21 protein-coding genes are annotated in these 22,284 nt (G+C 72.2%); 9 read left to right on the forward strand and 12 right to left on the reverse strand.

What is annotated here, in order from left to right; translation table 11 throughout:
* Positions 1-72: 72 nt before the first annotated feature.
* On the reverse strand, positions 73-681 hold the full coding sequence (locus SRB17_RS04740; RefSeq protein WP_416237022.1) for an RDD family protein: 609 nt from the start codon (positions 679-681) through the stop codon (positions 73-75).
* 48 nt (positions 682-729) lie between these two features.
* Entirely contained in the window at positions 730-1,515 is a 786-nt protein-coding gene (locus SRB17_RS04745) for an adenosylcobinamide-GDP ribazoletransferase (RefSeq protein WP_323374976.1), read from the reverse strand.
* Positions 1,516-1,575: 60 nt separating this feature from the next.
* On the opposite strand from SRB17_RS04745, the gene SRB17_RS04750 reads away from it, so the two are divergent.
* The gene (locus SRB17_RS04750) at positions 1,576-2,340 is read left to right on the forward strand and encodes a hypothetical protein (protein ID WP_153534799.1); all 765 of its coding nucleotides are present in this window, start codon (positions 1,576-1,578) and stop codon (positions 2,338-2,340) included.
* A gap of 189 nt (positions 2,341-2,529) precedes the next feature.
* On the opposite strand, the gene SRB17_RS04755 is transcribed toward SRB17_RS04750, so the two are convergent.
* The 3 genes from SRB17_RS04755 to cobT form a co-directional block, all read right to left on the reverse strand.
* Positions 2,530-3,294 (reverse strand): hypothetical protein, encoded by a 765-nt coding sequence (locus SRB17_RS04755; RefSeq protein ID WP_153534801.1) that lies wholly within the window; start codon positions 3,292-3,294, stop codon positions 2,530-2,532.
* Positions 3,295-3,318: 24 nt separating this feature from the next.
* Entirely contained in the window at positions 3,319-5,115 is a 1,797-nt protein-coding gene (locus tag SRB17_RS04760; protein WP_153534803.1) for a phosphatidylglycerol lysyltransferase domain-containing protein, read from the reverse strand.
* Positions 5,116-5,214: 99 nt separating this feature from the next.
* Positions 5,215-6,270 (reverse strand): nicotinate-nucleotide--dimethylbenzimidazole phosphoribosyltransferase, encoded by a 1,056-nt coding sequence (cobT, locus tag SRB17_RS04765; protein WP_153534804.1) that lies wholly within the window; start codon positions 6,268-6,270, stop codon positions 5,215-5,217.
* 133 nt (positions 6,271-6,403) lie between these two features.
* Between cobT and SRB17_RS04770 the strand changes: the two genes are divergently transcribed.
* Positions 6,404-7,408 (forward strand): class I SAM-dependent methyltransferase, encoded by a 1,005-nt coding sequence (locus SRB17_RS04770; RefSeq protein ID WP_153534806.1) that lies wholly within the window; start codon positions 6,404-6,406, stop codon positions 7,406-7,408.
* Between the two features lie 30 nt (positions 7,409-7,438).
* Here SRB17_RS04770 and SRB17_RS04775 read toward each other — a convergent pair whose 3' ends face one another.
* The gene (locus SRB17_RS04775) at positions 7,439-8,641 is read right to left on the reverse strand and encodes a bifunctional adenosylcobinamide kinase/adenosylcobinamide-phosphate guanylyltransferase (RefSeq protein WP_323374977.1); all 1,203 of its coding nucleotides are present in this window, start codon (positions 8,639-8,641) and stop codon (positions 7,439-7,441) included.
* Between the two features lie 129 nt (positions 8,642-8,770).
* Here SRB17_RS04775 and SRB17_RS04780 point away from each other — a divergent pair, with 129 nt between their 5' ends.
* A complete protein-coding gene (locus SRB17_RS04780) occupies positions 8,771-8,983 on the forward strand; it encodes a hypothetical protein (RefSeq protein WP_153534808.1) in 213 nt (70 codons plus the stop codon).
* Positions 8,984-9,032: 49 nt separating this feature from the next.
* On the opposite strand, the gene SRB17_RS04785 is transcribed toward SRB17_RS04780, so the two are convergent.
* The 3 genes from SRB17_RS04785 to SRB17_RS04795 form a co-directional block, all read right to left on the reverse strand.
* Positions 9,033-10,097: a S1C family serine protease gene (locus SRB17_RS04785; protein ID WP_153534810.1), complete on the reverse strand. Its 1,065-nt coding sequence runs from the start codon at positions 10,095-10,097 to the stop codon at positions 9,033-9,035.
* A 56-nt stretch (positions 10,098-10,153) separates the two neighbouring features.
* Positions 10,154-10,855 (reverse strand): class I SAM-dependent methyltransferase, encoded by a 702-nt coding sequence (locus tag SRB17_RS04790; protein WP_323374978.1) that lies wholly within the window; start codon positions 10,853-10,855, stop codon positions 10,154-10,156.
* An 83-nt stretch (positions 10,856-10,938) separates the two neighbouring features.
* Complete coding sequence (locus SRB17_RS04795) at positions 10,939-11,613, reverse strand: DUF3043 domain-containing protein (protein ID WP_194293899.1); 675 nt, start codon at positions 11,611-11,613, stop codon at positions 10,939-10,941.
* 200 nt (positions 11,614-11,813) lie between these two features.
* On the opposite strand from SRB17_RS04795, the gene SRB17_RS04800 reads away from it, so the two are divergent.
* The 5 genes from SRB17_RS04800 to SRB17_RS04820 all read left to right on the forward strand — a co-directional run bounded on the left by SRB17_RS04800 (position 11,814) and on the right by SRB17_RS04820 (position 18,228).
* The gene (locus tag SRB17_RS04800; RefSeq protein ID WP_153534812.1) at positions 11,814-12,605 is read left to right on the forward strand and encodes a PspA/IM30 family protein; all 792 of its coding nucleotides are present in this window, start codon (positions 11,814-11,816) and stop codon (positions 12,603-12,605) included.
* Positions 12,606-12,636: 31 nt separating this feature from the next.
* Positions 12,637-12,915, forward strand: a complete 279-nt coding sequence (gene pspAA / locus SRB17_RS04805) for a PspA-associated protein PspAA (RefSeq protein WP_323374979.1) — start codon at positions 12,637-12,639, stop codon at positions 12,913-12,915.
* A gap of 139 nt (positions 12,916-13,054) precedes the next feature.
* The gene (locus tag SRB17_RS04810; protein ID WP_323374980.1) at positions 13,055-14,263 is read left to right on the forward strand and encodes a sensor histidine kinase; all 1,209 of its coding nucleotides are present in this window, start codon (positions 13,055-13,057) and stop codon (positions 14,261-14,263) included.
* Positions 14,264-14,294: 31 nt separating this feature from the next.
* Positions 14,295-14,975 carry a response regulator gene (locus tag SRB17_RS04815; RefSeq protein WP_153534814.1) on the forward strand — a complete coding sequence of 227 codons (681 nt, stop codon included), beginning with the start codon at positions 14,295-14,297 and terminating at the stop codon, positions 14,973-14,975.
* A gap of 151 nt (positions 14,976-15,126) precedes the next feature.
* Complete coding sequence (locus tag SRB17_RS04820) at positions 15,127-18,228, forward strand: efflux RND transporter permease subunit (protein ID WP_153534816.1); 3,102 nt, start codon at positions 15,127-15,129, stop codon at positions 18,226-18,228.
* A 71-nt stretch (positions 18,229-18,299) separates the two neighbouring features.
* On the opposite strand, the gene nadA is transcribed toward SRB17_RS04820, so the two are convergent.
* Positions 18,300-19,493 (reverse strand): quinolinate synthase NadA, encoded by a 1,194-nt coding sequence (nadA, locus tag SRB17_RS04825; RefSeq protein ID WP_323374981.1) that lies wholly within the window; start codon positions 19,491-19,493, stop codon positions 18,300-18,302.
* Positions 19,494-19,747: 254 nt separating this feature from the next.
* Between nadA and SRB17_RS04835 the strand changes: the two genes are divergently transcribed.
* Positions 19,748-20,104 carry an iron-sulfur cluster assembly accessory protein gene (locus SRB17_RS04835; protein ID WP_028422454.1) on the forward strand — a complete coding sequence of 119 codons (357 nt, stop codon included), beginning with the start codon at positions 19,748-19,750 and terminating at the stop codon, positions 20,102-20,104.
* A gap of 82 nt (positions 20,105-20,186) precedes the next feature.
* Here SRB17_RS04835 and SRB17_RS04840 read toward each other — a convergent pair whose 3' ends face one another.
* Complete coding sequence (locus SRB17_RS04840) at positions 20,187-21,860, reverse strand: hypothetical protein (RefSeq protein WP_323374982.1); 1,674 nt, start codon at positions 21,858-21,860, stop codon at positions 20,187-20,189.
* A gap of 100 nt (positions 21,861-21,960) precedes the next feature.
* On the reverse strand, positions 21,961-22,182 hold the full coding sequence (locus tag SRB17_RS04845) for a hypothetical protein (RefSeq protein WP_153534820.1): 222 nt from the start codon (positions 22,180-22,182) through the stop codon (positions 21,961-21,963).
* Between the last annotated feature and the right edge of the window lie 102 nt (positions 22,183-22,284).

Below are 22,284 nucleotides of genomic sequence, written 5' to 3' on the forward strand. Positions count from 1 at the left end.
CCCGGCCTGGCGGCCGGGTCGGGTGAGGGCGCGGAGCGCCGCCGTGCACTGTGCGGTGCCCGGCACGGGTGCTCACCCCTGGGGCACGCTGCCCACCGGGCTGGAGTGCGCCCGCTGAAAGGCGCCCACGACCGAGGTGCCGGCCAGCCGGTCGGCGAGGGAACGGCGGCCGGGGAAGACCACCGTGAGCGCGTTGACCACGAACAGCACCACCGCGAGGGCCCACACCAGCAGCGACAGTCCGAACTGCGCCTCGATCAGCAGCACACAGGCCAGCGCGTACACCGCGACGTCGGCGGCGGTGGTGACGGCGGCGCGGCGCAGGGCGTGCCGGGACAGCCGCGGGGTGACGCGCAGGCCGAGCAGGCCCTTGCCGAGGGTGCGGCCGAGCAGCGCGATGCAGGCCCACTGGTAGAGGAACGTGACGACGACCAGCGCGCCGAAGGCCTCCTCGACGTCCAGGATCACCTTGTCCCACAGGGACAGACCGAGGTGTTCGGAGGCGCCTATGACGTCACCGCGCGAGGTCACGAGATCGAGACCGCCCTTGGTGGCCAACTCCGGTACGTCGGTCACCAGGGCGGTGATCCTGTGGAACGTCAGGATCGCCAGCAGTGCGGCCGCGGCCGCCACGAGCGCGAAGTCTATGAACCAGGCCAGGGCACGGCGCAGCCTCAGCACGGAATCCCCCCGAATCACAACGCTCTTGTCCGTGTACGGCCCCGAAGCCTAACGGCCGAGGGAGAGCACCACGAGAGCAGTTGTCGCCGCCGTCTCCGCCAACGCGCCGAAGACGTCCCCGGTGACTCCGCCGAAGCGGCTCACGCAACGGCGCAGCAGGAGTTCGGCCACGCTTAGGGACAGCAGGACCGCTGCCGCCGTGCGTACGGCGACGTACGGGCCGAGGGCCGTCCCCCAGGCCGCCGCACCGATCGTGCAGACCGCCGTGACGGCCAGCGCGCCCGGTACCGGCACCACCCCGGCGACCGCCGCCCCCAGCCCCTCCGGGCGGGCGGCCGGCACGCCGGTGCGGGCGGCCAGGGTGAGGGCGAGGCGGGCCGTGACCGCCGCGACGACGGCCGCCAGGGCACCCCGGGTCCAGGAGTCGCCGTACAGCTGGGCGAGGACGGCGGCCTGGGCCAGGAGCACCAGGACCAGGGTGAGGACGCCGAACGGGCCGATGTCCGACTGCTTCATGATCCGCAGCGCGTCCTCAGCGGGCTTGCCGCTGCCCAGACCGTCGGCGGTGTCGGCGAGGCCGTCGAGGTGCAGCCCTCGGGTCAGGGCGGCGGGTACGGCGACGGAGGCGACGGCGGCGAGCAGCGGGCCGGCACCCAGGAGGAGCAGCAGCAGCCCGAGTCCGGCCGCGCAGAGGCCCACGACCAGTCCGGCGACCGGGGCGTTCAGCATCCCGCCGCGTGCGGCCTCGCGGTCCCAGCGGTGCACCCGGACGGGCAGCACGGTGAGGGTGCCGAAGGCGAAGCGGAGGCCGTGCAGCGGCGAGGACTTGAGCACCGGCGCAGGTTACCCGGCGGTCGCGGGGCCGCATTCCACCCCCGGGGATAAGGTGCGCATATGGGGCACTGGTGGGTACGGAACATCGTCGAACCGGGCAAGCTCCCACTGCTGCTCGCCCTCGCCGCCTTCCTGCTCACCTTCGTCGTCACCCGGGTGATCACCCGGCTGATCCGGGCCGGCAAGGGCCCCTTCGGCAACGTCAGGGCGGGCGGGCTGCACATCCACCACGTCGTCCCCGGGGTCGTCCTCACCGTCGTCGGCGGGTTCGGCGCGGTCGCCAGCGACCGGCACGGCGCGGGCGGTGCCGTCGCCGCCGTGGTGTTCGGCATGGGGGTCGGACTGGTGCTGGACGAGTTCGCGCTGATCCTGCATCTGGACGACGTCTACTGGACCGAGGAGGGCCGCAAGAGCGTCGAGGTCGTCGTGCTCACCGCCGCGCTCGTCGGGCTGCTGCTCGCCGGGTTCGCCCCCTTCGGCGTCAACGACCTGTCCGCGCAGGAACTGCAGGACCGCGGCGGTGCCCTCAGCACCATCGCCCTGAACTTCCTCTTCGCCCTCGTCGCGCTGAGCAAGGGCAAGGCGCGCATCGCGGTCTTCGGGGCGATCGTGCCGCTGGTCGCGCTGGTCGGCGCGCTACGACTGGCCCGCCCCGGCTCCGCGTGGTCCCGCCGCTTCTACGGCCGCCGCCCCCGCGCCCGCGCCAAGGCCGTCCTGCGCGCCTACCACCACGACCGCCGCTGGGCCCGGCGGACCCGCGCCGTTCAGGACTGGATCGGTGGCAGGCCCGATCCGCGGCCGGCCCGGTTGCCGGACCGCCGTTGAACGCGCCCGCGCCGGGGCCGTCCTGGGTGCGTACTGGCACCTGGGCCGGGTGGACCCGCGCCGTTCAGGACTGGATCGGTGGCAGGCCCGATCCGCGGCCGGCCCGGTTGCCGGACCGCCGTTGAACGCGCCCGCGCCGGGGCCGTCCTGGGTGCGTACTGGCACCTGGGCCGGGTGGAGCCGCGTCGTTCAGGACTGGATCGGTGGCAGGCCCGATCCGCGGCCGGCCCGGTTGCCGGACCGCCGTTGAACGCGGCGCGCCAGGCGGCCGTACGGGTGGCGTGTCCGCAGCCGCAGCCCGTGGCCGTAGCGGTGCCGCACCGCCGCCGCGAGGCAGATCAGCCCCACGGCCATCAGCGCGGCCAGATGCTCCTTGCCCGCCAGGTTCTGCTTGACCAGCACCTCGGCGACCATCGCCAGGGTCACCGCGCCCGAGGTGACGTACGCGCCGTAGCGCCAGCTCGCGTACACGGCGAGCCCCACCACGGCCGCCGACGGACCGGTGTCGACCACCTGCGCGTCCGTCCACGGCAGCCCGAACGGGGCGTGCGCACCGAGCGAGATGCCGACGCGCGCGTAGAGAGTTCCGGCGAGCGTGGCGGCGTACGCGATGACCAGGGTCCGCCACCAGCCGATGCAGATCTCGGCGATCCCGAACACCAGCAGGATCTGCGCCAGCGCGCCCCACACCGGCAGGTCCAGCGCCGGCACGAAGAGGGAGAGGGGCGTGCGCAGCACGGCCAGCCACAGCGGGTCCTCGGCCCGTACGGCGCCCACGTCCTGCACGAACTGATAGCCCCACGGCCGGTTCTGCACGTACTGCAGCAGGGCCGTCAGACACACCGCGCCGAGCGTCATCGGGACCGCCCGCAGGTGCCGCTTCGGCAGGGCCGACCGTACGGTGACGTACAGCAGCCCCCACTCCTCACGGGCCCAGCGGGCGAGCGCTCTCATCAGACGATCCTCATCGGCCGTTGCTCAGCGGTGTGTGTCCAGGTGCCTGCGGTGCAGCCACTTCGGCAGTCCCGGCGCCTCCAGGAACCCTTCGGCACGCGCTGACGCGAGGCCGATGCGCAGCAGGTCCGCGCTCTTCTCGAAGAGCAGGAACCGCGGCTCCCAGATGGGCCGGTACTTTGCGTTGGCGCGGTACAGCGACTCGATCTGCCACCAGCGGGAGAAGAAGCTGAGCAGCGACCGCCACAGCCTCAGCACCGGACCGGCACCGAGGCGCGCGCCACGTTCGAAGACCGACCTGAACATCGCGAAGTTGAGCGACACCTGGGTGATCTCGATCTCGTCGGCCCGCCGCAGCAGCTCGATGACCATGAACTCCATCAGCCCGTTGTCGGAGTCGCGGTCGCGCCGCATGAGGTCGAGGGACAGCCCGTGCGGCCCCCACGGCACGAAGGACAGCAGCGCGCGCAGCCTCCCCTCGGCGTCCGTGCACTCCAGCATCACGCACCGCCCGTCCTCGGGGTCCCCGAGCCGGCCGAGCGCCATGCTGAACCCGCGCTCGGTAGCCCCGTCCCGCCAGTCGTCCGCACGCTCGACGAGGTACGCCATCTCGTCCGCCGGGACGTCCTCGTGGCGCCGGATCCGCACCTCGTACCCGGCCCGCTTCACCCGGTTGTACGCCTGCCGGACCGTGCGCATCGCCCGGCCCTCCAGCGTGAAGTCGGCGACCTCCACGATCGCCTCGTCGCCGAGTTCTAGGGCGTCGAGCCCGTGCCGGGCGTAGATCGTCCCCGCCTCCTCGCTCGCCCCCATCACCGCCGGGATCCACCCGTGTGACCGCGCCTCCGCGAGCCATGGCGCGATCGCACCCGGCCACGCCTCCGGATCGCCGAGCGGATCCCCGGAGGCCAGGCTCACCCCGCCGACCACCCGGTAGGCGACGGCCGCCTTGCCCGTGGGCGACCACACCACGCTCTTCTCCCGGCGCAGCGCGAAGTAGCCGAGTGAGTCCCGCTCACCGTGCCGCTCCAGCAGGGCCCGCAGCTGTTTCTCGTCGTCCTCGGTGAGCGGATCCACGGCGCGCCGGGAGCGGAACGCGGCGTAGAACACGGCGAGGACGAGGGCCGTGCTGAGCACGTTGACGGCGACGTTGGCCCAGTTCGGCGGGGCGATGCCGGGGAAGCGGTTCTCGTCGGCGGCCACCGACACCAGGCGCAGGGTGCCGTAGTGCCAGCGCTCCAGGAAGGTCGAACGGGCCGCGTCCGGCGCCTGGTTGGTGACCGTCACCAGCAGCCCGGCCAGCAGGCTCGCGGCCAGCCCGCCGCCGACGGCGACCGTCGCCGCGAGCCGCGGGTTGGACCGGTCGCCCTTGGCGTAGAACTCCCGGCGGCCCACGAGGAGCGCGCCGACGAACACGGCCGTGAGCCCCAGCGAGATCCAGTTCTGCGGGTACCGCCGGATCTCCGGGAACGCCATGGCGAACGCGAACAGCGCGAGGAAGGCCCCGCTGATCACCAGGTTGAGGATCCAGGCGGCCCGCTTTCTGCGCCGCATGGTGGTCGCCAGGAACGCGGTGAACACACCCGAGGCGAAGCCGGCCGTCAGCAGGTACGGGGTGAAGAAGTCGTCCTGGTTGTGCCGGCGCACGTCCTGGCCGAGCGAGACCCAGACCGCGCTGAGGAAGTTGATGAAGGCGACGGTCCGCAGATACCAGACGGCGCAGGCGGCGGCCCGCCGGGAGGTCCCGGTGGACCGCCGCCCCTGCTCGTCCGGACGCCCCGGTTCGGCATGCTGCGGCACGGCATTTCGGGCATCTCCCATGAGCCAGGATCATATGGGTGCCGCCCTGGCGAACCACACATCGGACCGTGCGTGTGCTGTGCGTACGCTATTGATGTCCCGCGTCTTTTGTGCCTTTGGTTACTCCTTCGGCTCCTTCTCCGGAAGCTCCGCCGCCAACGCGGCGGCGGCCCGTACCAAAGGCAGCGCCAGCAACGCTCCCGTACCCTCGCCGACCTTCACCCCCTGCTCCAGCAGCGGCACCAGAGCCATCCGGTCCAGTGCCTTCGCCTGCCCCGGCTCCCCGCTGTCGTGGCCGGCCAGCCACCAGTCCGGTGCCCTGAAGGCGACCCGCTGGGCGACCAGCGCACACGCGGCGGCCACCACGCCGTCGAGAATCACCGGCAGCTTCCGCACCGCGCACTGCAGCAGGAACCCGGTCATCGCCGCGAGGTCCGCCCCGCCCACGGTCGCCAGCAGTTGCACCTGGTCACCGAGCACCGGCCGGGCCCGCCGGAGCGCGTCCCGGATCGCGGCGCACTTGCGCATCCACGCCAGGTCGTCGATCGCGAGCCCGCCCCGCCCGGTCACCACCGACGCGTCGGTCCCGCACAGCGCCGCGATCAGCACCGCCGCGGCCGTGGTGCCGCCCACGCTGATGTCACCGAGCACCACAAGGTCCGTACCCGAGTCGGCCTCCTCGTCGGCGACGGCGATGCCCGCGCGCAGCGCCGCCTCGGCCTCCTCCAGGGTGAGCGCGTCCTCGACGTCGATACGGCCGCTGCCGCGCCGCACCCGGTGCCGTACGACGTCCTCCGGGAAGGCGTCCGGGGCGCAGTCCAGGGCCATGTCGACGATCCGTACGGGCACCTCCTGCCGCCGCGCGAGCACGGACACCGGGCTCGCGCCCTCCAGCACGGCCCGTACCAGCTGCTCCGCACTGCCGGCGGGGCGCGCCGAGACGCCCAGCCCCGCGACACCGTGGTCACCGGCGAAGAGGATCACCTTCGGCCGCTCCACGGTCCGTACCGGTACGGCACTCTGCGCGGCGGCCAGCCATTCGCCCAGCTCGTCGAGGCGGCCGAGCGCCCCGGGCGGCACGATCTGGCGCTCCCGCCGGGCCTCGGCGTCACGGCGCACGCCCCCGTCCGGGCGCTCGATCAGATCGGTGAAGTCGTCCAGATTAAGCCTGCTCATTCGCCGAACAGTACCGCCAGAGAACGAACGCTTCCGCGCCACATGGCCACCACACCCCCACGACGTCATTGCACCCAAGATCGAGATCCCATACGTTCCGGTTTGCAGCGGAATGTCGCCCAGGGAGCCGCCCATGCCGACCTCGCCCCCCACCCCACCCCGGGTCGCCGACCTGTTCCAGGACCCGCGCCGCGAGAACTGCCCCTGGTGCGGCTCCGGGAACCTGCGCACCCGGGCGCGGGCCGCCGCCCCGGGACCGGGCGATCCCGGCATGTTCGTCATGGACCAGTGCCGCGCGTGCGGGCACGCCTTCCAGAACCCGCGGCTCACGGCGGAGGGCCTCGCCTTCCACCAGCTGGACTTCTTCGCGCGCCGGCTGGACGACTTCGCCGAGCGGAGCCTGTCCCCCGGGGCGGTCCGCCGCCGGCACCTGGCCGCGGCCCGCACGATCCTGCCGCTGGCCGCCGAACCGGAGAGCTGGCTGGACGTCGGCACCGGCCACGGCCGCTTCCCGGAGACGGCGAAGGAGGTCTTCCCCTACACGTCCTTCGACGGCCTCGACCCGACCCCCCGCGTCGAAGAGGCCCTCCGGGCGGAGCGCGTCGAGGAGGCGCACATCGGCGACCTCACCAGTCCCTGGGTCCTGGCCCGGCTGCGCTCCCGCTACGACGTGGTCAGCATGTTCCACCACCTGGAGCACGCGCCCAACCCGCGCGCCGAACTCCGCGCGGCCCTGGCCGTCCTGCGGCCCGGCGGCCACCTGCTCATCGAACTCCCGGACCCGCGCAGCGCGTTCGCGACACTCCTGCGCAGATGGTGGCTCCCCTACGGCCAGCCCCGCCATCTGCATCTGCTGCCGCCGGCCAACCTGTGCGCGGAACTCCGGGCCCGGGGCTGCGAGATCCTCACGACGGACCGCCGCGCCCCGCACATCCCCTACGACCTCTCGGGGGCGCTGGCCATCTTCCTGACCCACGTCCCCGGGCCGGTTCGCCGGGCCGCGGCCCCTCTCCTGGCCGCCGCCTCCGCGCTGGACCGCGCGCTGGCCCCCTTGCTCCGCCACACGTGTTTCTCGAACGCATACAGAATCGTGGCCCGCAAACCGTCGGCACCCCGTCAGCGCGGGCAAGCGACCTGACCCCCGGCCGACACCAGCACCGGGCACCCCTCAACCCCGGAGCACCAACGCCTGCCCCGCCACCACCAACACAACTTCCTCGCACTCCGCCCCGAACGCCGCGTTCAACCGCCCGAGTTCATCCCGGTACCGGCGGCCGGACGCCGTCGCCGGCACGATCCCCGACCCCACCTCGTTGGACACGGCGACCACCGTCCGCCGAGTACGGCGCACCGCTTCCGTCAACTCCTGCACCCGCTCCCGCAGGGACTTCTCGCCCCCGCCGGCCCACTCCGCGTCGTCCCACGCCCCCACGGAGTCCATGACGTCCGTCAGCCACAGCGACAGACAGTCGATCAGCAGCGGCGGCCCGTCCTCGCGCAGCAGCGGCACCAGGTCCGTCGTCTCCGCCGTACGCCACGACCCCGGCCGCCGCTCCCGGTGCAGAGCCACCCGCGCGGCCCACTCGGTGTCCCCGCCCCGCGTTCCGCCGGTCGCCACGTACAGCACCTCGGGGAAGGATTCCAGCCGCCGCTCGGCCTCCACCGACTTGCCCGAGCGCGCCCCGCCCAGCACCAGCGTCCGGCGCGGCACGTCCGGCACGTCCTCGTACGCGCCGACCGCCAGCGTCGTACCGTCCGGCACCGCCCGCGCCCCGGCCGCGGCCAGCCGGCGCCGCAACTCCGGGCCGGGCGGCACGTCGTGGTCGAGGTGGACCGCCAGGACGTCCGTCGTCGGGCCGACCGAGCCGACCGCCCGCAGGCGCGCCAGCGCGTCCGGACGGTCCACCACGTCCGCCAGGACCATGTCGTACGACTCCGCCGTCGCCTCCTCCAGGCCCGCCGGTGCCCCGCCCGGCGGCAGATACAGCAGCCGCTGCCCGTCCGGCCCGGTCACCGCGTACCCGGTGCCGCCCGCGTCCATCGCCACGGCCCGCACCCGGTGCCCCGTCAGCAGCGCCAACTCCCGGCCGTCCGGCACCCGCCCGGGCTGCGGCAGCCCGGCCGGCACCTCCACCGCGGGTCCGTCGTGCGGATGCGACAGCAGCACCTGCCGTACCCCGGCGAGCGAATGCCCGGCCCGCGCCGCCGCGAACGCCGCCCCCGGCGTCAGGTCGAGGAGCAGCGCCCCGTCCACCAGCACGGCGGTGGCCGCCCGCGCGTCCGGTCCGAGCGCCCTCGCACAGACGGCGCACGGGCAGTCGGGGCGGGGCAGGCCGGCCGGGGCGCCGGTACCGAGCAGAGTGATTTCCACAGGACCGATTCTCACCTGCCCTGCGGGGCACCGCTCACCGCGGCGCCCCGCGGATGATCCACAGCCTCTAACGGCCGAACCCGCGGAGCGAATACCCTTCGAGCAGGTGTTGGATCGAAGGAGGCCCACATGACGGCATGGACGTGGCGGTTCGAGAAGGCCGACGGGACGGAGGTCCAGCCCGCGGTGCAGCCCGAGGAGTTCACCACGCAGGGGGATGCCGAGTCCTGGATCGGCGAGCACTGGAAGGCGCTCCTGGAGGGCGGCGTCGACCAGGTGCGGCTGTTCGAGGAGAACACCGAGATCTACGGGCCGATGAGCCTGCACGCCGACGCGGCGTAGCGGGTGCGCAGGGGTGCGGCCCCCGCGGCCGTAGGTGTCGTACCCCTCGTCACTGCTCGCCCAGCGTCACCTCCACCGTCTTCTCGGCGCCGCTCCGCTGGTAGGTCACCGACGTCTTCGCGCCCGGCTTGTCCGCCGCCAGCGCCTCCGAGAGGGAGGTGACGGTGGCGACCGGCCGGTCACCCACCTTGGTGATGATGTCGCCCGGGCGCAGGCCCGCCTTGTCGGCCGCGCCGCCGGGCCTGACGGTGACCACCGCCGCCCCGGCGGGCCGGAGGTTGCCGTCCACGACGGTCCGCGCAGTGATGCCGAGCGCGGCCTGCCCCGAGTTCACGACCTTGCCCTTCTCGACGATCTGCCCGGCGATCGTCTTGACCATCGACGCCGGGATGGCGAACCCGATGCCGGGTGCCGCACTGCCCCCGAGTTGGGGGTCGGCGGCGGCGAGCGTCGGGATGCCGATGACCTGCCCGTTCAGATTGACCAGGGCGCCACCGCTGTTGCCCGGGTTGATGGGGGCCGAGGTCTGCACCATGTTCGCGAGGGTCGCGCCCGTACCCCCGTGAGGGGCCTCGCTGACGGTCCGTCCGGTCGCCGAGACGATGCCCTGGGTCACGCTGGAGGACAGCCCCAGCGGCGAGCCCATGGCCAGTACGATCTGGCCGACCTCCACCTTCGTGGAATCGCCGAGCACCGCCGCCTTCATCCCGGCCGGCACCTTGTCCAGCTTGATCACGGCGAGGTCCTGCTGGGGGTAGGAGTACACCAGGCGCGCGGTGAGCGGCTCCTCGCTGTTGGCCGCGGTCACCTTGAAGGTCTTCGCCGACGCGACCACGTGCGCGTTGGTGACGATGTGTCCCTTGCCGTCGTACACCACCCCGGAGCCCAGCTCGTTGCTGGACTGGATCTGCACGACCGACGGCAGGACCTCCTTGATGACCTTCTGGAACTGGCTCTGCAGATCACTCGCGGCCATCGGCATGTCCGCCCGCGCGGTCGGACCGGTGTCCTGCCCGGCCTCGGGAGCGTGCGACGTACAGCCCGCCGCCACGCAGCACAGCAGCGCGGCCGCCACGGCGACCCTGCGCAGGGAACGGATCGGGGAAGCGTCCATACCCCGAGTGTCAGCGCGCGCTGGTCAGCCGGCGCGTGGTGTTGGCCCGAACGGTCTCAGCCCCGTACGCCGCACAGGTGCAGCAGTGCCGCCACTCCGCGGTAGGGGTCCGTCCGCCCGGCCCGCTCCTCGACCGCCAGCAGGGTCTGCAGGTCGTCCGGGACCTCCGCGTCGTCCGCCGCCGTGTCCGTGAACACCCGGACGCCGTACCAGGCGTGCAGCGGGGCCGCGATCCCGGCGAGCGTGGCGGTGAGGGAGGCCAGCCGGTCGGCCCGTACGTCCAGGCCGAGGCGGTTGCGATACGCCGTGCCGTCGAAGGCGGACAGGGCGCCCGCCCAGTCGCCGGAGAGGCCCGGCCGCATGGCGAGCGCGTCGCCGTTGCGGACGAGCAGGGACAGGAGCCCGCCGGGGGCGAGCATCCGCGCCAGGCCCGCCACCAGTGGGTCCGGCTCCTCGACGTACATCAGCACCCCGTGGCACAGCACCACGTCGAAACTGCCCGGCAGGAAGTGCACACCGGTGTCCCGCCCGTCGCCCTGCACCAGCCGGACCCGCTCACGGATGCCCTCCGGCTGCGCGGCCAGCGCCTCGCGCGCGGCGGCGATCATCGTCGCGTCCTGCTCGACGCCGGTCACCTGATGGCCGAGCCGGGCCAGCCGCAGCGCCTGCGTGCCCTGGCCCATCCCGACGTCCAGCACCCGCAGCCGCTGCCCGACCGGGAACCGCCCGGCTATCTGCTCGTCCAGCTGGCGCGCCACCAGCTCCTGTCGTACGACATCACGCAGCTGGCCCAGCTTGCTCAGCCAGGCCTCGGCCGCACCCCCGGTGAAGGCGTCTGCGCTCAGGGCCGCTCTCCGCGCTTGACCTGCGGCTTCGGCAGCCGGAGCCGGCGCATCTGGAGGGAGCGCATCAGGGCGTAGGCGACCGCGCCACGCGTGTTGTCGTCCGGGAAGCGCTCCGCCAGCCGCTTCTTCAGCCGGAAGCCGCTGAACGCCGCGTCGAGCACGATCAGCACGATCACCACCAGCCACAGCAGCAGCGCGATCGACTGGATCGCCGGCACCCGCACCACGCTCAGCACCAGGATCACCACGGCGAGCGGCAGGAAGAACTCCGCCACGTTGAACCGCGAGTCCACCCAGTTGCGGGCGAACTTGCGGACCGGGCCCTTGTCCCGGGCGGGCAGATAGCGCTCGTCACCCGTGGCGAGCGCCTGGCGCTGCCGGTTCAGGGCCTGGCGCCGGTCCTCGCGCTGGCGCTTGGCGGCCTCCTTGCGGTTGGTCGGCGTGTGGGCCACGCTGCGCCGCTGGGACTGGGCCTCACTGCGCTTGGGCGTGGGCCTGCCCTTCGGGGCCTGCGGGTCACGGGGCTGCTTGGAGAGGTTCACCTGCGCCTTGTCGGCGGTCGGGGCCTTCTCGTCCTTGGCACGGCTACGGAACACAAAACCCAAGGGTACGGGCTTCAGCGGCATGGACCCCAGCCCGGCGGGGAACGATCCGGCAACACCGGACGTCATGAGGGGACAGAGGGGGCGTTTCGGTGAGGGCCGGTGGGGGATCACCTACTCCTCACGCCGGAGCGATGATGTCCGCAGTCGTCCTCGGGGATGAGCGCATCCGTCCCCGGACAGTGCGGTAATGGAGTCAGGGCCCGTACTGTGGGTCCTGTCGCAGGATCTGTGAGCTGGAGTCCGTCAGAAGGGGGCGCGCGAAGCCCATGAGCGGTGTCATGAAGCGTATGGGGATGATCTTCCGCGCGAAGGCGAACAAGGCCCTTGACCGGGCCGAGGACCCGCGCGAGACCCTCGATTACTCGTACCAGAAGCAGTTGGAGCTGCTGCAGAAGGTCCGCCGCGGCGTCGCAGACGTGGCGACCAGCCGCAAGCGCCTGGAACTCCAGCTCAACCAGTTGCAGCAGCAGTCCACCAAGCTGGAGGACCAGGGCCGCAAGGCGCTCGCGCTCGGCCGCGAGGACCTGGCTCGCGAGGCGCTGTCCCGGCGCGCCGCGCTCCAGCAGCAGGTCACCGACCTGGAGACGCAGCACGCCACCCTGCAGGGCGAGGAGGAGAAGCTCACCCTCGCGGCCCAGCGCCTGCAGGCCAAGGTGGACGCGTTCCGTACGAAGAAGGAGACCATCAAGGCCACGTACACCGCCGCCCAGGCCCAGACCCGGATCGGCGAGGCCTTCTCCGGCATCTCCGAGGAGATGGGCGACGTCGGCCTGGCCATCCAGCGTGCCGAGGACAAGACGCAGCAGCTCCAGGCCCGCGCCGGCGCCATCGACGAGTTGCTCGCCTCCGGCGCCCTGGACGACCCGACGGGCATGGCCAAGGACGACATCGCCGCCGAGCTGGACCGCCTCTCCGGTGGTACGGATGTGGAGCTGGAACTGCAGCGCATGAAGGCCGAGCTGGCCGGCGGCCAGCCGCAGCAGGCCATCGAGGGCGGCACCGGGCAGGGGCAGTCCCAGCAGCAGCCGCAGGACACCCCGCGCTTCGACAAGCAGTAGTCCGGCGCGGACCCGAGCCGAGGAGGCCGACGTGATCGTACGGATCATGGGGGAGGGCCAGGTCAAGCTGGACGACTCCCACTTCGTCGAGCTGAACAAGCTGGACGACGAGCTGCTGGAGCAGATGGAGGCCGGCGACGAGGCGGGCTTCCGCCGCACCCTCGGCGCCCTCCTCGACTCCGTCCGCCGTCTGGGCACGCCTCTGCCGGACGACGCCCTGGAACCCTCGGAGCTGATCCTTCCGGCGCCGGACGCGTCGCTGGAGGAGGTCCGGGAGATGCTCGCCGACGACGGGCTGATTCCGGGGTAGCGCCGTCGGGGCCGGCCGTTCCCGGGTGCGGGTCCGTGGTGGGCTGCTCGCGCCCACGCGGCGGTAGCCGCACATCGGCCACAGCCCCGCGCCCCTCGGGGGCGCAGGGCACCTTGCCGGCACCCGTACTGTTCAACACGTGAGCACTCTCGACCGCGCCCGGTGCAGCCTCAGGGCCCACCCGCTCGCGCTGGACGCCTCCGTCGCCGCCGGCGTGCTGGTATGCATGGTCGCCGGCTCCTTCGCCGTCCCCCACGGGGCGCACGGAGTCACCTGGGGCATCCGCACCCCCGACCCGCTCAGCCTCCTCCTCATGCTGCTCGCCGCGGCCACGCTGGTCTTCCGGCGCCGCGCCGCCAAGACGGTCCTCGCGGTCACCGGCGCCCTCTCCGTGGTCGAGTGCGTCACCGGCGACCCCCGCGCCCCGGTCGCGATGTCCGCCGTGGTCGCCCTGTACACCGTCGCCTCGACCACCGACCGCACCACCACCCTGCGCGTCGGCCTGCTCACCATGACCGTGCTGACCGCCGCCGCGATGCTCGGCGGCCCGCTCCCCTGGTACGCGCAGGAGAACCTCGGTGTGCTCGCCTGGACCGGCATCGGCGCCACCGCGGGGGACGCCGTACGCAGCCGGCGCGCGGTCGTCCGGGCCATCCGGGAGCGGGCGGAGAGAGCCGAACGCACCCGCGAGGAGGAGGCCCGCCGCCGGGTCGCCGAGGAGCGGCTGCGCATCGCCCGCGATCTGCACGACGTCGTCGCCCATCACATCGCCCTCGTGAACGTGCAGGCGGGAGTGGCCGCGCACGTCATGGACAAGCGGCCCGACCAGGCCAAGGAGGCCCTGGCCCACGTCCGCGAAGCCAGCCGGTCGGCGCTGGAGGAACTGCGCGCCACCGTCGGCCTGCTCCGTCAGTCCGGCGACCCCGAGGCCCCGACCGAGCCCGCACCCGGTCTGAGCCGGCTGGACGAGCTGGCCGATACCTTCCGCAACGCGGGCCTGCCGGTGGAGGTGGCCCGCGCCGACCAGGGCACCGAGCTGCCCGCAGCCGTCGACCTGGCCGCCTACCGGATCGTCCAGGAGGCCCTGACCAACGTGCAGAAACACGCCGGACCGCAGGCCAAGGCCGAGGTCAGCGTCGTACGGGTGGGGACGGACATCGAGGTCACCGTGCTGGACGACGGCGCGGGCGCGGCGGGCCGGCCCGGGGCCGGCGGCGGGCACGGACTGCTCGGCATGCGCGAGCGGGTCACCGCCGTCGGCGGCACCCTCACCACCGGGCCCCGCTACGGCGGCGGCTTCCGCGTCCATGCGATCCTGCCCCTCAAGACCCGCACAGACGCCCACTGAGACCCGTACGACGGCCCCCGGGGGAGCCCGCATGACGATCCGTGTCCTGCTCGCCGACGACCAGGCCCTGCTGCGCAGCGCGTTCCGGGTGCTGGTCGACTCCGAGTCCGACATGGAGGTGGTGGGGGAGGCCTCCGACGGGGCGCAAGCGGTCCGGCTGGCGAAGGAGCAGGGCGCCGACGTCGTCCTCATGGACATCCGGATGCCGGGGACCGACGGGCTGGCCGCCACCCGGATGATCAGCTCCGATCCCTCCCTGGCACAGGTCCGCGTGGTCATCCTGACCACCTTCGAGGTCGACGACTACGTCGTCCAGGCCCTGCGCGCGGGTGCCTCCGGCTTCCTCGGCAAGGGCAGCGAACCGGAGGAGCTGCTGAACGCCATCCGGGTCGCCGCGGGCGGTGAGGCCCTGCTGTCCCCGGCCGCGACCAAGGGGCTGATCGCCCGGTTCCTCGCCCAGGGCGACGGCGACGACGGCCGTGACCCCGCCCGCTCCGAGCGGCTCGGCGCGCTCACCGGGCGGGAGCGCGAGGTCCTGGTCCAGGTCGCCGGCGGCCACTCCAACGACGAGATCGCCGAGCGCCTCCAGGTCAGCCCGCTGACGGTGAAGACGCACGTCAACCGGGCCATGGCCAAGCTGGGCGCACGCGACCGTGCGCAGCTGGTGGTGATCGCGTACGAGTCGGGGCTGGTACGTCCGAGGACGGACTGATCCCACCGGGCGTACCGCGGGTCTCCACCCGGGCGTACTGCGGGTGCAGTAGGGCCCGGATAAGGAAATGGACTCAGGGCTTACAAGAGCGCGCTCTGCCATGGCCCAGGGTGAGAGGGTCTGCCGCTCACAGATTGAGAGACCCTGATCCATGTCCTGGCTGTCGAGATTCAGCCTCCGGCAACGGGCCCTGATCGGCCTGATGTCGCTCGTCGCGCTCGTCTTCGGGCTGATCGCGATACCCCAGATCAAGCAGCAGCTGCTGCCGACCATCAACCTGCCCATGGTGTCGGTGATCGCGCCGTACCAGGGCGCCTCGCCCGACGTCGTCGAGAAGCAGGTCGTCGAGCCGATCGAGAACAACCTCCAGGGCGTCTCCGGCGTCAAGGGCGTCACCTCGACCGCCAGTGAGGGCAACGCCGTGATCATGGCGTCCTTCGACTACGACAACGACACCAAGCAGATCGTCTCCGACGTCCAGCAGGCCGTGAACCGAGCCCGCAACCAGCTCCCGGACGACGTCGACCCGCAGGTCGTCTCCGGGTCCACCGACGACATGCCGACCGTGGTCCTCGCCGTCACCTCCGACAAGGACCAGCAGGCGCTCGCGGACCAGCTGGACAACACCGTCGTACCGACGCTGAAGGACATCGACGGCGTCGGCCGCGTCCAGGTCACCGGCGTCCGCGACGTCCAGGTCACCGTCACCGCGGACGACGGCAGGCTGGCGCGGGCCGGCCTCACCTCCGCCGCGCTCGGCCAGGCCCTCCAGGCGGGCGGCGCGACGGTCCCGGCCGGTTCCTTCGACGAGGACGGCGCCAACCGCACGGTCCAGGTCGGCGGCGGCTTCACCTCGCTGCAGCAGATCCAGGACCTCATGGTCACCGGCCAGAGCGGGAAGAGGCCCGTACGCCTCGGTGACGTGGCCACCGTCAAGGAGCAGCCGGCCCCGGCGGACTCCATCACCCGCACCGACGGCAGGCCCAGCCTCGCCGTCAACGTGACCATGGACCACGACGGCAGCGCGGTCACCATCTCGAACGCGGTCAAGGACAAGCTGCCCGACCTGCGCCGGCAGCTCGGCTCGGGCGCGAAGCTCACGGTCGTCAGCGACCAGGGCCCGGCGGTGTCGAAGTCCATCAAGGGCCTGACCACGGAGGGCGCGCTCGGCCTGCTCTTCGCGGTGCTCGTCATCCTGGTCTTCCTCGCGTCGATCCGCTCGACGCTGGTCACGGCGGTGTCCATCCCGTTGTCCGTCGTCCTGGCCCTGATCGTGCTGTGGACGCGCGGCCTGTCCCTGAACATGCTCACGCTCGGCGCGCTGACCATCGCCATCGGCCGGGTCGTGGACGACTCGATCGTGGTCCTGGAGAACATCAAGCGGCACCTGGGCTACGGCGAGGAGCGCAGGGACGCCATCGTCAACGCCGTGCGCGAGGTGGCCGGCGCGGTCACCTCCTCCACCCTCACCACGGTCGCGGTGTTCCTGCCGATCGGTCTGGTCGGCGGCATGGTGGGCGCCCTGTTCGGCTCGTTCAGCATCACGGTGACGGCGGCCCTGCTGGCCTCCCTGCTCGTCTCGCTGACGGTCGTCCCCGTTCTGTCGTACTGGTTCCTGCGCGCCCCGAAGGGCACCCCTGAGGACGCCGTGGAGGCCCGCCGCCGGGCCGAGGAGAAGGAGGCGAAGAGCCGCCTCCAGCGCGCCTACGTCCCCGTCCTGCGCTTCGCCACGCGGCGTCGCCTGACCAGTGTCCTGATCGCGATCGTGGTCCTGGTGGTGACCTTCGGCATGGGCGGCCTGCTGAAGACCAACTTCTTCGACCAGGGCGAGCAGGAGGTCATCACCGTCAAGCAGGAGCTGAAGCCCGGCACGAGCCTGGCCGCCACCGACGCGCAGGCCAAGCGGGTCGAGAAGCTGCTCGCCTCCACCGAGGGCGTCAAGGACTACCAGGTCACCGTCGGCTCCTCCGGCTTCATGGCGGCCTTCGGCGGCAGCACGGCCACGAACCAGGCGTCCTACCAGGTGATGCTGAAGGACTCGAAGTCGTACGACACCGTGCAGAAGCACATCGAGGACGGCCTCAAGCAGCTCGAGGGCATCGGCACGACCACCGTGTCGGCCGGTGACGGATTCGGCAACCAGAACCTGAGCGTGGTGGTCAAGGCCTCCGACCCGCAGGCGCTGCGCACGGCGGCCGAGCAGGTCCGCTCCACGGTCGCCGGCCTCGACGGCGTCACGGACGTCAGCAGCGACCTCGCGACCAGCGTGCCCCGGATCTCGGTCAAGGCGGGCGCGAAGGCCGCGGCGGCCGGTTTCGACGACCAGAAGCTGGGTGCGGCGGTCGCCCAGGCGGTGCGCGGTACGACGGCGGCGAAGGCGATCCTCGACGGCACCGAGCGCGATGTCGTCGTGAAGTCGGCGAAGCCCGCGACCACGCTGGCCCAGCTGAAGGCGCTGCGCCTCGGCCCGGTGAAGCTCGGCGACATCGCCACGGTGAAGCTGGTGGACGGCCCGGTGTCGCTGACCCGGATCGACGGCCGGCGTGCCGCCACCATCACGGCCAAGCCGACCGGTGACAACACGGGCGCCATCAGCAGCAAGCTGCAGTCGAAGATCAAGGCCCTGAAGCTCCCGGCGGGCGCGAAGGCCGAGATCGGCGGCGTGACCTCGGACCAGAACGACGCGTTCAAGAACCTGGGCCTGGCCATGCTGGCGGCGATCGCGATCGTCTTCATGCTGCTGGTCGCGACCTTCCGCTCGCTGGCCCAGCCGCTGATCCTGCTGGTGTCGATCCCCTTCGCGGCGACGGGCGCGATCGGCCTGCTGGTCGCCACCGGCACCCCGATGGGCGTCCCGGCGATGATCGGCATGCTGATGCTGATCGGCATCGTGGTGACCAACGCGATCGTCCTGATCGACCTGATCAACCAGTACAGGAGGCAGGGCTACGGCGTCGTCGAGGCCGTCGTCGAGGGCGGTCGCCACCGCCTCCGCCCGATCCTGATGACGGCGCTGGCGACGATCTTCGCTCTCCTCCCGATGGCCCTGGGCGTCACCGGCGAGGGCGGCTTCATCGCCCAGCCGCTCGCGGTGGTCGTCATCGGCGGCCTGATCACCTCCACCCTGCTGACGCTCCTGCTGGTGCCGACGCTCTACGCGATGCTGGAGCTCCGCAAGGAGCGGCGGGCGAAGAAGCGGGCGGCGAAGAGGGAGGCCAAGCAGGAGAAGGTCCTGGAGCCGGCCGGCGTCTGAGCGCTCCTCCAAGCACCGAGGCTCGGCCCGCTGGACGCGGGCCGAGCCTCGGTGTTCGTGCTGCTGAAGCCCTACGGCAGGGCGAGCATCCGCTCGAGCGCCAGCTTGGCGAACGCCTCCGTCTCCTTGTCGACCTCGATCCGGTTGACCAGGTTGCCCTCGGCCAGGGACTCCAGGGCCCAGACCAGGTGGGGCAGGTCGATACGGTTCATGGTCGAGCAGAAGCAGACCGTCTTGTCGAGGAAGACGATCTCCTTGTCCTCGGGCGCGAAACGGTTCGCCAGCCGCCGGACCAGGTTCAGCTCGGTGCCGATCGCCCACTTGGAACCGGCCGGGGCCGCCTCCAGGGCCTTGATGATGTACTCGGTGGAGCCGACGTAGTCCGCCGCGGCCACGACCTCGTGCTTGCACTCGGGGTGGACCAGGACGTTCACGCCGGGGATGCGCTCACGGACGTCGTTGACCGAGTCCAGGCTGAAGCGGCCGTGGACGGAACAGTGCCCGCGCCACAGGATCATCTTCGCGGCGCGCAGCTCCTGAGCCGTCAGCCCGCCGTTCGGCTTGTGCGGGTTGTAGACCACGCAGTCGTCCAGGGACATGCCCATGTCCCGGACGGCGGTGTTGCGGCCGAGGTGCTGGTCGGGCAGGAACAGCACCTTCTCGCCCTGCTCGAAGGCCCAGTCGAGGGCGCGCTTGGCGTTGGAGGAGGTGCAGATCGTGCCGCCGTGCTTGCCGGTGAACGCCTTGATGTCGGCGGAGGAGTTCATGTACGAGACCGGCACGACCTGCTCGGCGACGCCCGCCTCGGTCAGCACGTCCCAGCACTCCGCGACCTGCTCGGCCGTCGCCATGTCGGCCATCGAGCAGCCGGCGGCGAGGTCGGGCAGGACGACCTTCTGCTCGTCGGAGGTGAGGATGTCCGCCGACTCGGCCATGAAGTGCACACCGCAGAAGACGATGTACTCGGCCTCGGGGCGCGCGGCCGCGTCCCGGGCCAGCTTGAAGGAGTCGCCCGTGACGTCGGCGAACTGGATGACCTCGTCGCGCTGGTAGTGGTGGCCGAGCACGAAGACCTTGTCGCCGAGCTTCTCCTTGGCCGCGCGGGCGCGCGCGACCAGGTCCGGGTCGGACGGCGAGGGCAGGTCACCGGGGCACTCGACGCCCCGCTCGCTCTTCGGGTCGGCCTCACGGCCGAGCAGCAGCAGGGCGAGCGGAGTCGGCTGCACGTCGAGTTCCGGGGTCTGGGCGGTGGTCACGGCACGCACCCTTTCTACTTTTCGTCTAACTGACGCTATCTATCATAACCGGTTCACGTCAGTTTGACGATGGCCATAGCGTCGATGTGACGTGAATCCCGCTCGGGCCCTCCACAGGTCGCTGTCGGCCTCGTTGGGCATGTGCGAGCATGAAGGCGGAACCAAAAACGCGACAACGCGACTGCCCGGCCCGGAATGAATCCGCGGAAGCGCCGGTTGCACTCGTCGGCAAGCAGTCTCCGTACAACCCGGGAGAGATGTAGATGTCCGTATCGGACGAGACCACCACCGTCACCGACGGCATCATCCTGACCGACGCCGCCGCGGCCAAGGTGAAGGCCCTGCTCGACCAGGAAGGCCGCGACGACCTCGCGCTGCGCGTCGCCGTCCAGCCCGGCGGCTGCTCCGGCCTGCGCTACCAGCTCTTCTTCGACGAGCGCTCGCTCGACGGTGACGTGGAGAAGGACTTCGGCGGGGTCAAGGTCGTCACGGATCGCATGAGCGCTCCGTACCTGGGTGGCGCGACCATCGACTTCGTGGACACGATCGAGAAGCAGGGCTTCACGATCGACAACCCGAACGCGACCGGCTCCTGCGCCTGCGGCGACTCCTTCAGCTGAGCCGGCGGCACACATTCCGACGGTTTGAGAAAGGCGGCGGCCCCCTGCGAGGGGGCCGCCGCCTTCGTCGTGTCCCGGGAGGCTAACGCGCCCGTGCCGAGACGTCCGGCCGCAGCGCGCCCGGCTTGCCCTGCGGAATACGGCTGCCGTCGGCACCGACCACCGCCCGCCCGTCCAGCGGCGCAGCCAGCCGTACGGTCTTCACGTACTCCTTGGCGATCAGCACGCACACCTTGTTCGGCCAGGGATGCTCGGTCACGGTCACGGTCACCCGCTCGCCGCTCTCCTTCGCCGCCACCGTGTAGTCCGCGCACACCCCGCCGTAGAAGCTCACGGTCAGCTCACTGTCCTCGGCCAGGTAGCCGGTGACCTTCACGTCCCGGGGCGCCGCCGATGCCGTAGGCGCCGAGGGTGTCGCCGCCGACGCCAGATACCGGGGATCGACCGCCGGATACGAAACCGTCGACGCGCCCTGGCCGGCAGGCCCCCGCACCTCGAACAGCCAGGACGGCACCAGCGTCTGCCGCCCCGCGACGGAGTGCGCGGCCAGCCCGAACACCGCCTTCTCCACGGTGACCGCCGTGTCCGTGCCCGCGTCCGCCCCCCGCTTCGGCACCCCCGTGGTCCCGCCGCAGGGCTGCTCCAGCCGGTCCTTCAGCGGCACCGGACTGGCACAGCCGCCGATGCCCATGCGGTGGTCGCTCCTCGGTGCCGCGTTCATCCGCTTCAGCGTCTGCGCGGCGCTCAGCACGGGGTACGTGTCGCCCTTCACCGGCGCCCCGAGCAACCCGTGCCCGTCGACCAGCTCGCCCCGTCGGTCCACGGTCAGGCCGGTCGTCCAGCCGTACGTCGGCAGCCCGCCGACCACCGGATCGGCGTTGACCACCCGCCGGCTCCCCATGACCTGGCTCGCGTCGATCTTCGCGTCGTCCAGCCCCGCCGCCTTCAGCACCGGCGCGGCCGCCTCGGTCGCCTTCCGCAGGCTCACCGGGGCGCCGGTCGGGCCCATCGGGTCGTGCGTGCACAGCACGCCCTTCTTGCAGTCGTCGGCGCCCGGCGCGTACCGGCTGAACGTCCAGCTGCCCGGCGTGTCCCGGTTCACCGTCAGGCTCGGCCCGGAGCCGTCCTTGCCGCCGACCCGCCAGATCCGGCCCTCGGCCACCGGCGCGCCGTCGACGCCCAGCGCCCTGGCCAGCCGGGCCACCGCGTCCTTGCCGACCTCGCCCTTCGGCACGTACACCGGCGCGGAGCCGGGGCCGGCCGGCAGCTCCCCCTGGGCGACGTAGGTGGCGCCGTACGGGTCCGGCTCGCCCACCGCGATTCCGCCCGTGCCGCCGAAGCCGTCCAGCGCGAGCGGCGGGGGAGTGGCGCCGGAGCCGGCCGCGCCGGATCCGCCGGTACGGCCGCCGGTGTCGCTGCTCGCCGCGAGATAGGCGCCACCGCCGCCGACCAGCAGGACGGCGGCGGCGACGGAGACGACGACGAGCCGCGACCGCCGCCGGCCGGCCTGCCCGCCCTCCGTGTCGCCGGCGCCTTCCGCCGCAGCGGGCACCGGCTCAGGCTTCCCCGAGCCCTCGAAACCCTCCTGGCTCCCGGCGTTCCCTGCGCTCCCGGCGTTCCCTGCGCTCCCGGCGTTCCCTGCGCTCTCGGCGGTCCCTGCGCTCTCGGCGGTCTCTGCGCTCTCGGTGGTCTCTGCGCCCTCGGCGTGCTCGGAGCTCTCGGGGTGCTCGCGGTTCTCGGGTCGCTCGGTGTTCACCGCATCGCTCCTCGCTGGTCGTAACCCGCCTCCCTCGCCTGGGGGACGGCGATGGGACGCGCGAGGGGAGCGTGCGGTTCCCCGTGAAATGCGCCCCGCGTCAGTCGCCGTAGTCGGACATCGCGTCCAGCAGCCGCGCGGACCGCACCGGCACGGTCACCCCGTGGATCAGGGACGGCGGCACCGGCCGGGGCTCGGCGTGCTCGGGGACCGCCCAGTGGGGAGCCATCCGGGCGCAGTCGCCGCGCAGTGCGGCGAGGTCGCCCTCCGGCTCGCTCCCGAGGTGGGCGGGGGCGGTGTGGCGGAACTTGAGGTTCGTCATGACCGCACCGTAGGCCTGCTCCGGGCCGCGAAGAAAGATCTACTATCGGGTAGTTTCGCCAGCTACTGCGTGGGCGGCCGAGCGGGTAGCGTGAACTGTCAA

Origin of the sequence: Streptomyces sp. RB17 (assembly GCF_009604455.1) — a bacterium.
Taxonomy (GTDB): Bacteria; Actinomycetota; Actinomycetes; order Streptomycetales; family Streptomycetaceae; genus Streptomyces.

Coding starts and splice junctions, on each gene's coding strand:
- SRB17_RS04750 (WP_153534799.1), top strand. CDS start 1,576: ATGGGGCACTGGTGGGTACGGAACATCGTCGAACCGGGCAAGCTCCCA.
- SRB17_RS04755 (WP_153534801.1), bottom strand. CDS start 3,294: ATGAGAGCGCTCGCCCGCTGGGCCCGTGAGGAGTGGGGGCTGCTGTAC.
- SRB17_RS04760 (WP_153534803.1), bottom strand. CDS start 5,115: ATGGGAGATGCCCGAAATGCCGTGCCGCAGCATGCCGAACCGGGGCGT.
- cobT (WP_153534804.1), bottom strand. CDS start 6,270: ATGAGCAGGCTTAATCTGGACGACTTCACCGATCTGATCGAGCGCCCG.
- SRB17_RS04770 (WP_153534806.1), top strand. CDS start 6,404: ATGCCGACCTCGCCCCCCACCCCACCCCGGGTCGCCGACCTGTTCCAG.
- SRB17_RS04780 (WP_153534808.1), top strand. CDS start 8,771: ATGACGGCATGGACGTGGCGGTTCGAGAAGGCCGACGGGACGGAGGTC.
- SRB17_RS04785 (WP_153534810.1), bottom strand. CDS start 10,097: ATGGACGCTTCCCCGATCCGTTCCCTGCGCAGGGTCGCCGTGGCGGCC.
- SRB17_RS04795 (WP_194293899.1), bottom strand. CDS start 11,613: ATGACGTCCGGTGTTGCCGGATCGTTCCCCGCCGGGCTGGGGTCCATG.
- SRB17_RS04800 (WP_153534812.1), top strand. CDS start 11,814: ATGAGCGGTGTCATGAAGCGTATGGGGATGATCTTCCGCGCGAAGGCG.
- SRB17_RS04815 (WP_153534814.1), top strand. CDS start 14,295: ATGACGATCCGTGTCCTGCTCGCCGACGACCAGGCCCTGCTGCGCAGC.
- SRB17_RS04820 (WP_153534816.1), top strand. CDS start 15,127: ATGTCCTGGCTGTCGAGATTCAGCCTCCGGCAACGGGCCCTGATCGGC.
- SRB17_RS04835 (WP_028422454.1), top strand. CDS start 19,748: ATGTCCGTATCGGACGAGACCACCACCGTCACCGACGGCATCATCCTG.
- SRB17_RS04845 (WP_153534820.1), bottom strand. CDS start 22,182: ATGACGAACCTCAAGTTCCGCCACACCGCCCCCGCCCACCTCGGGAGC.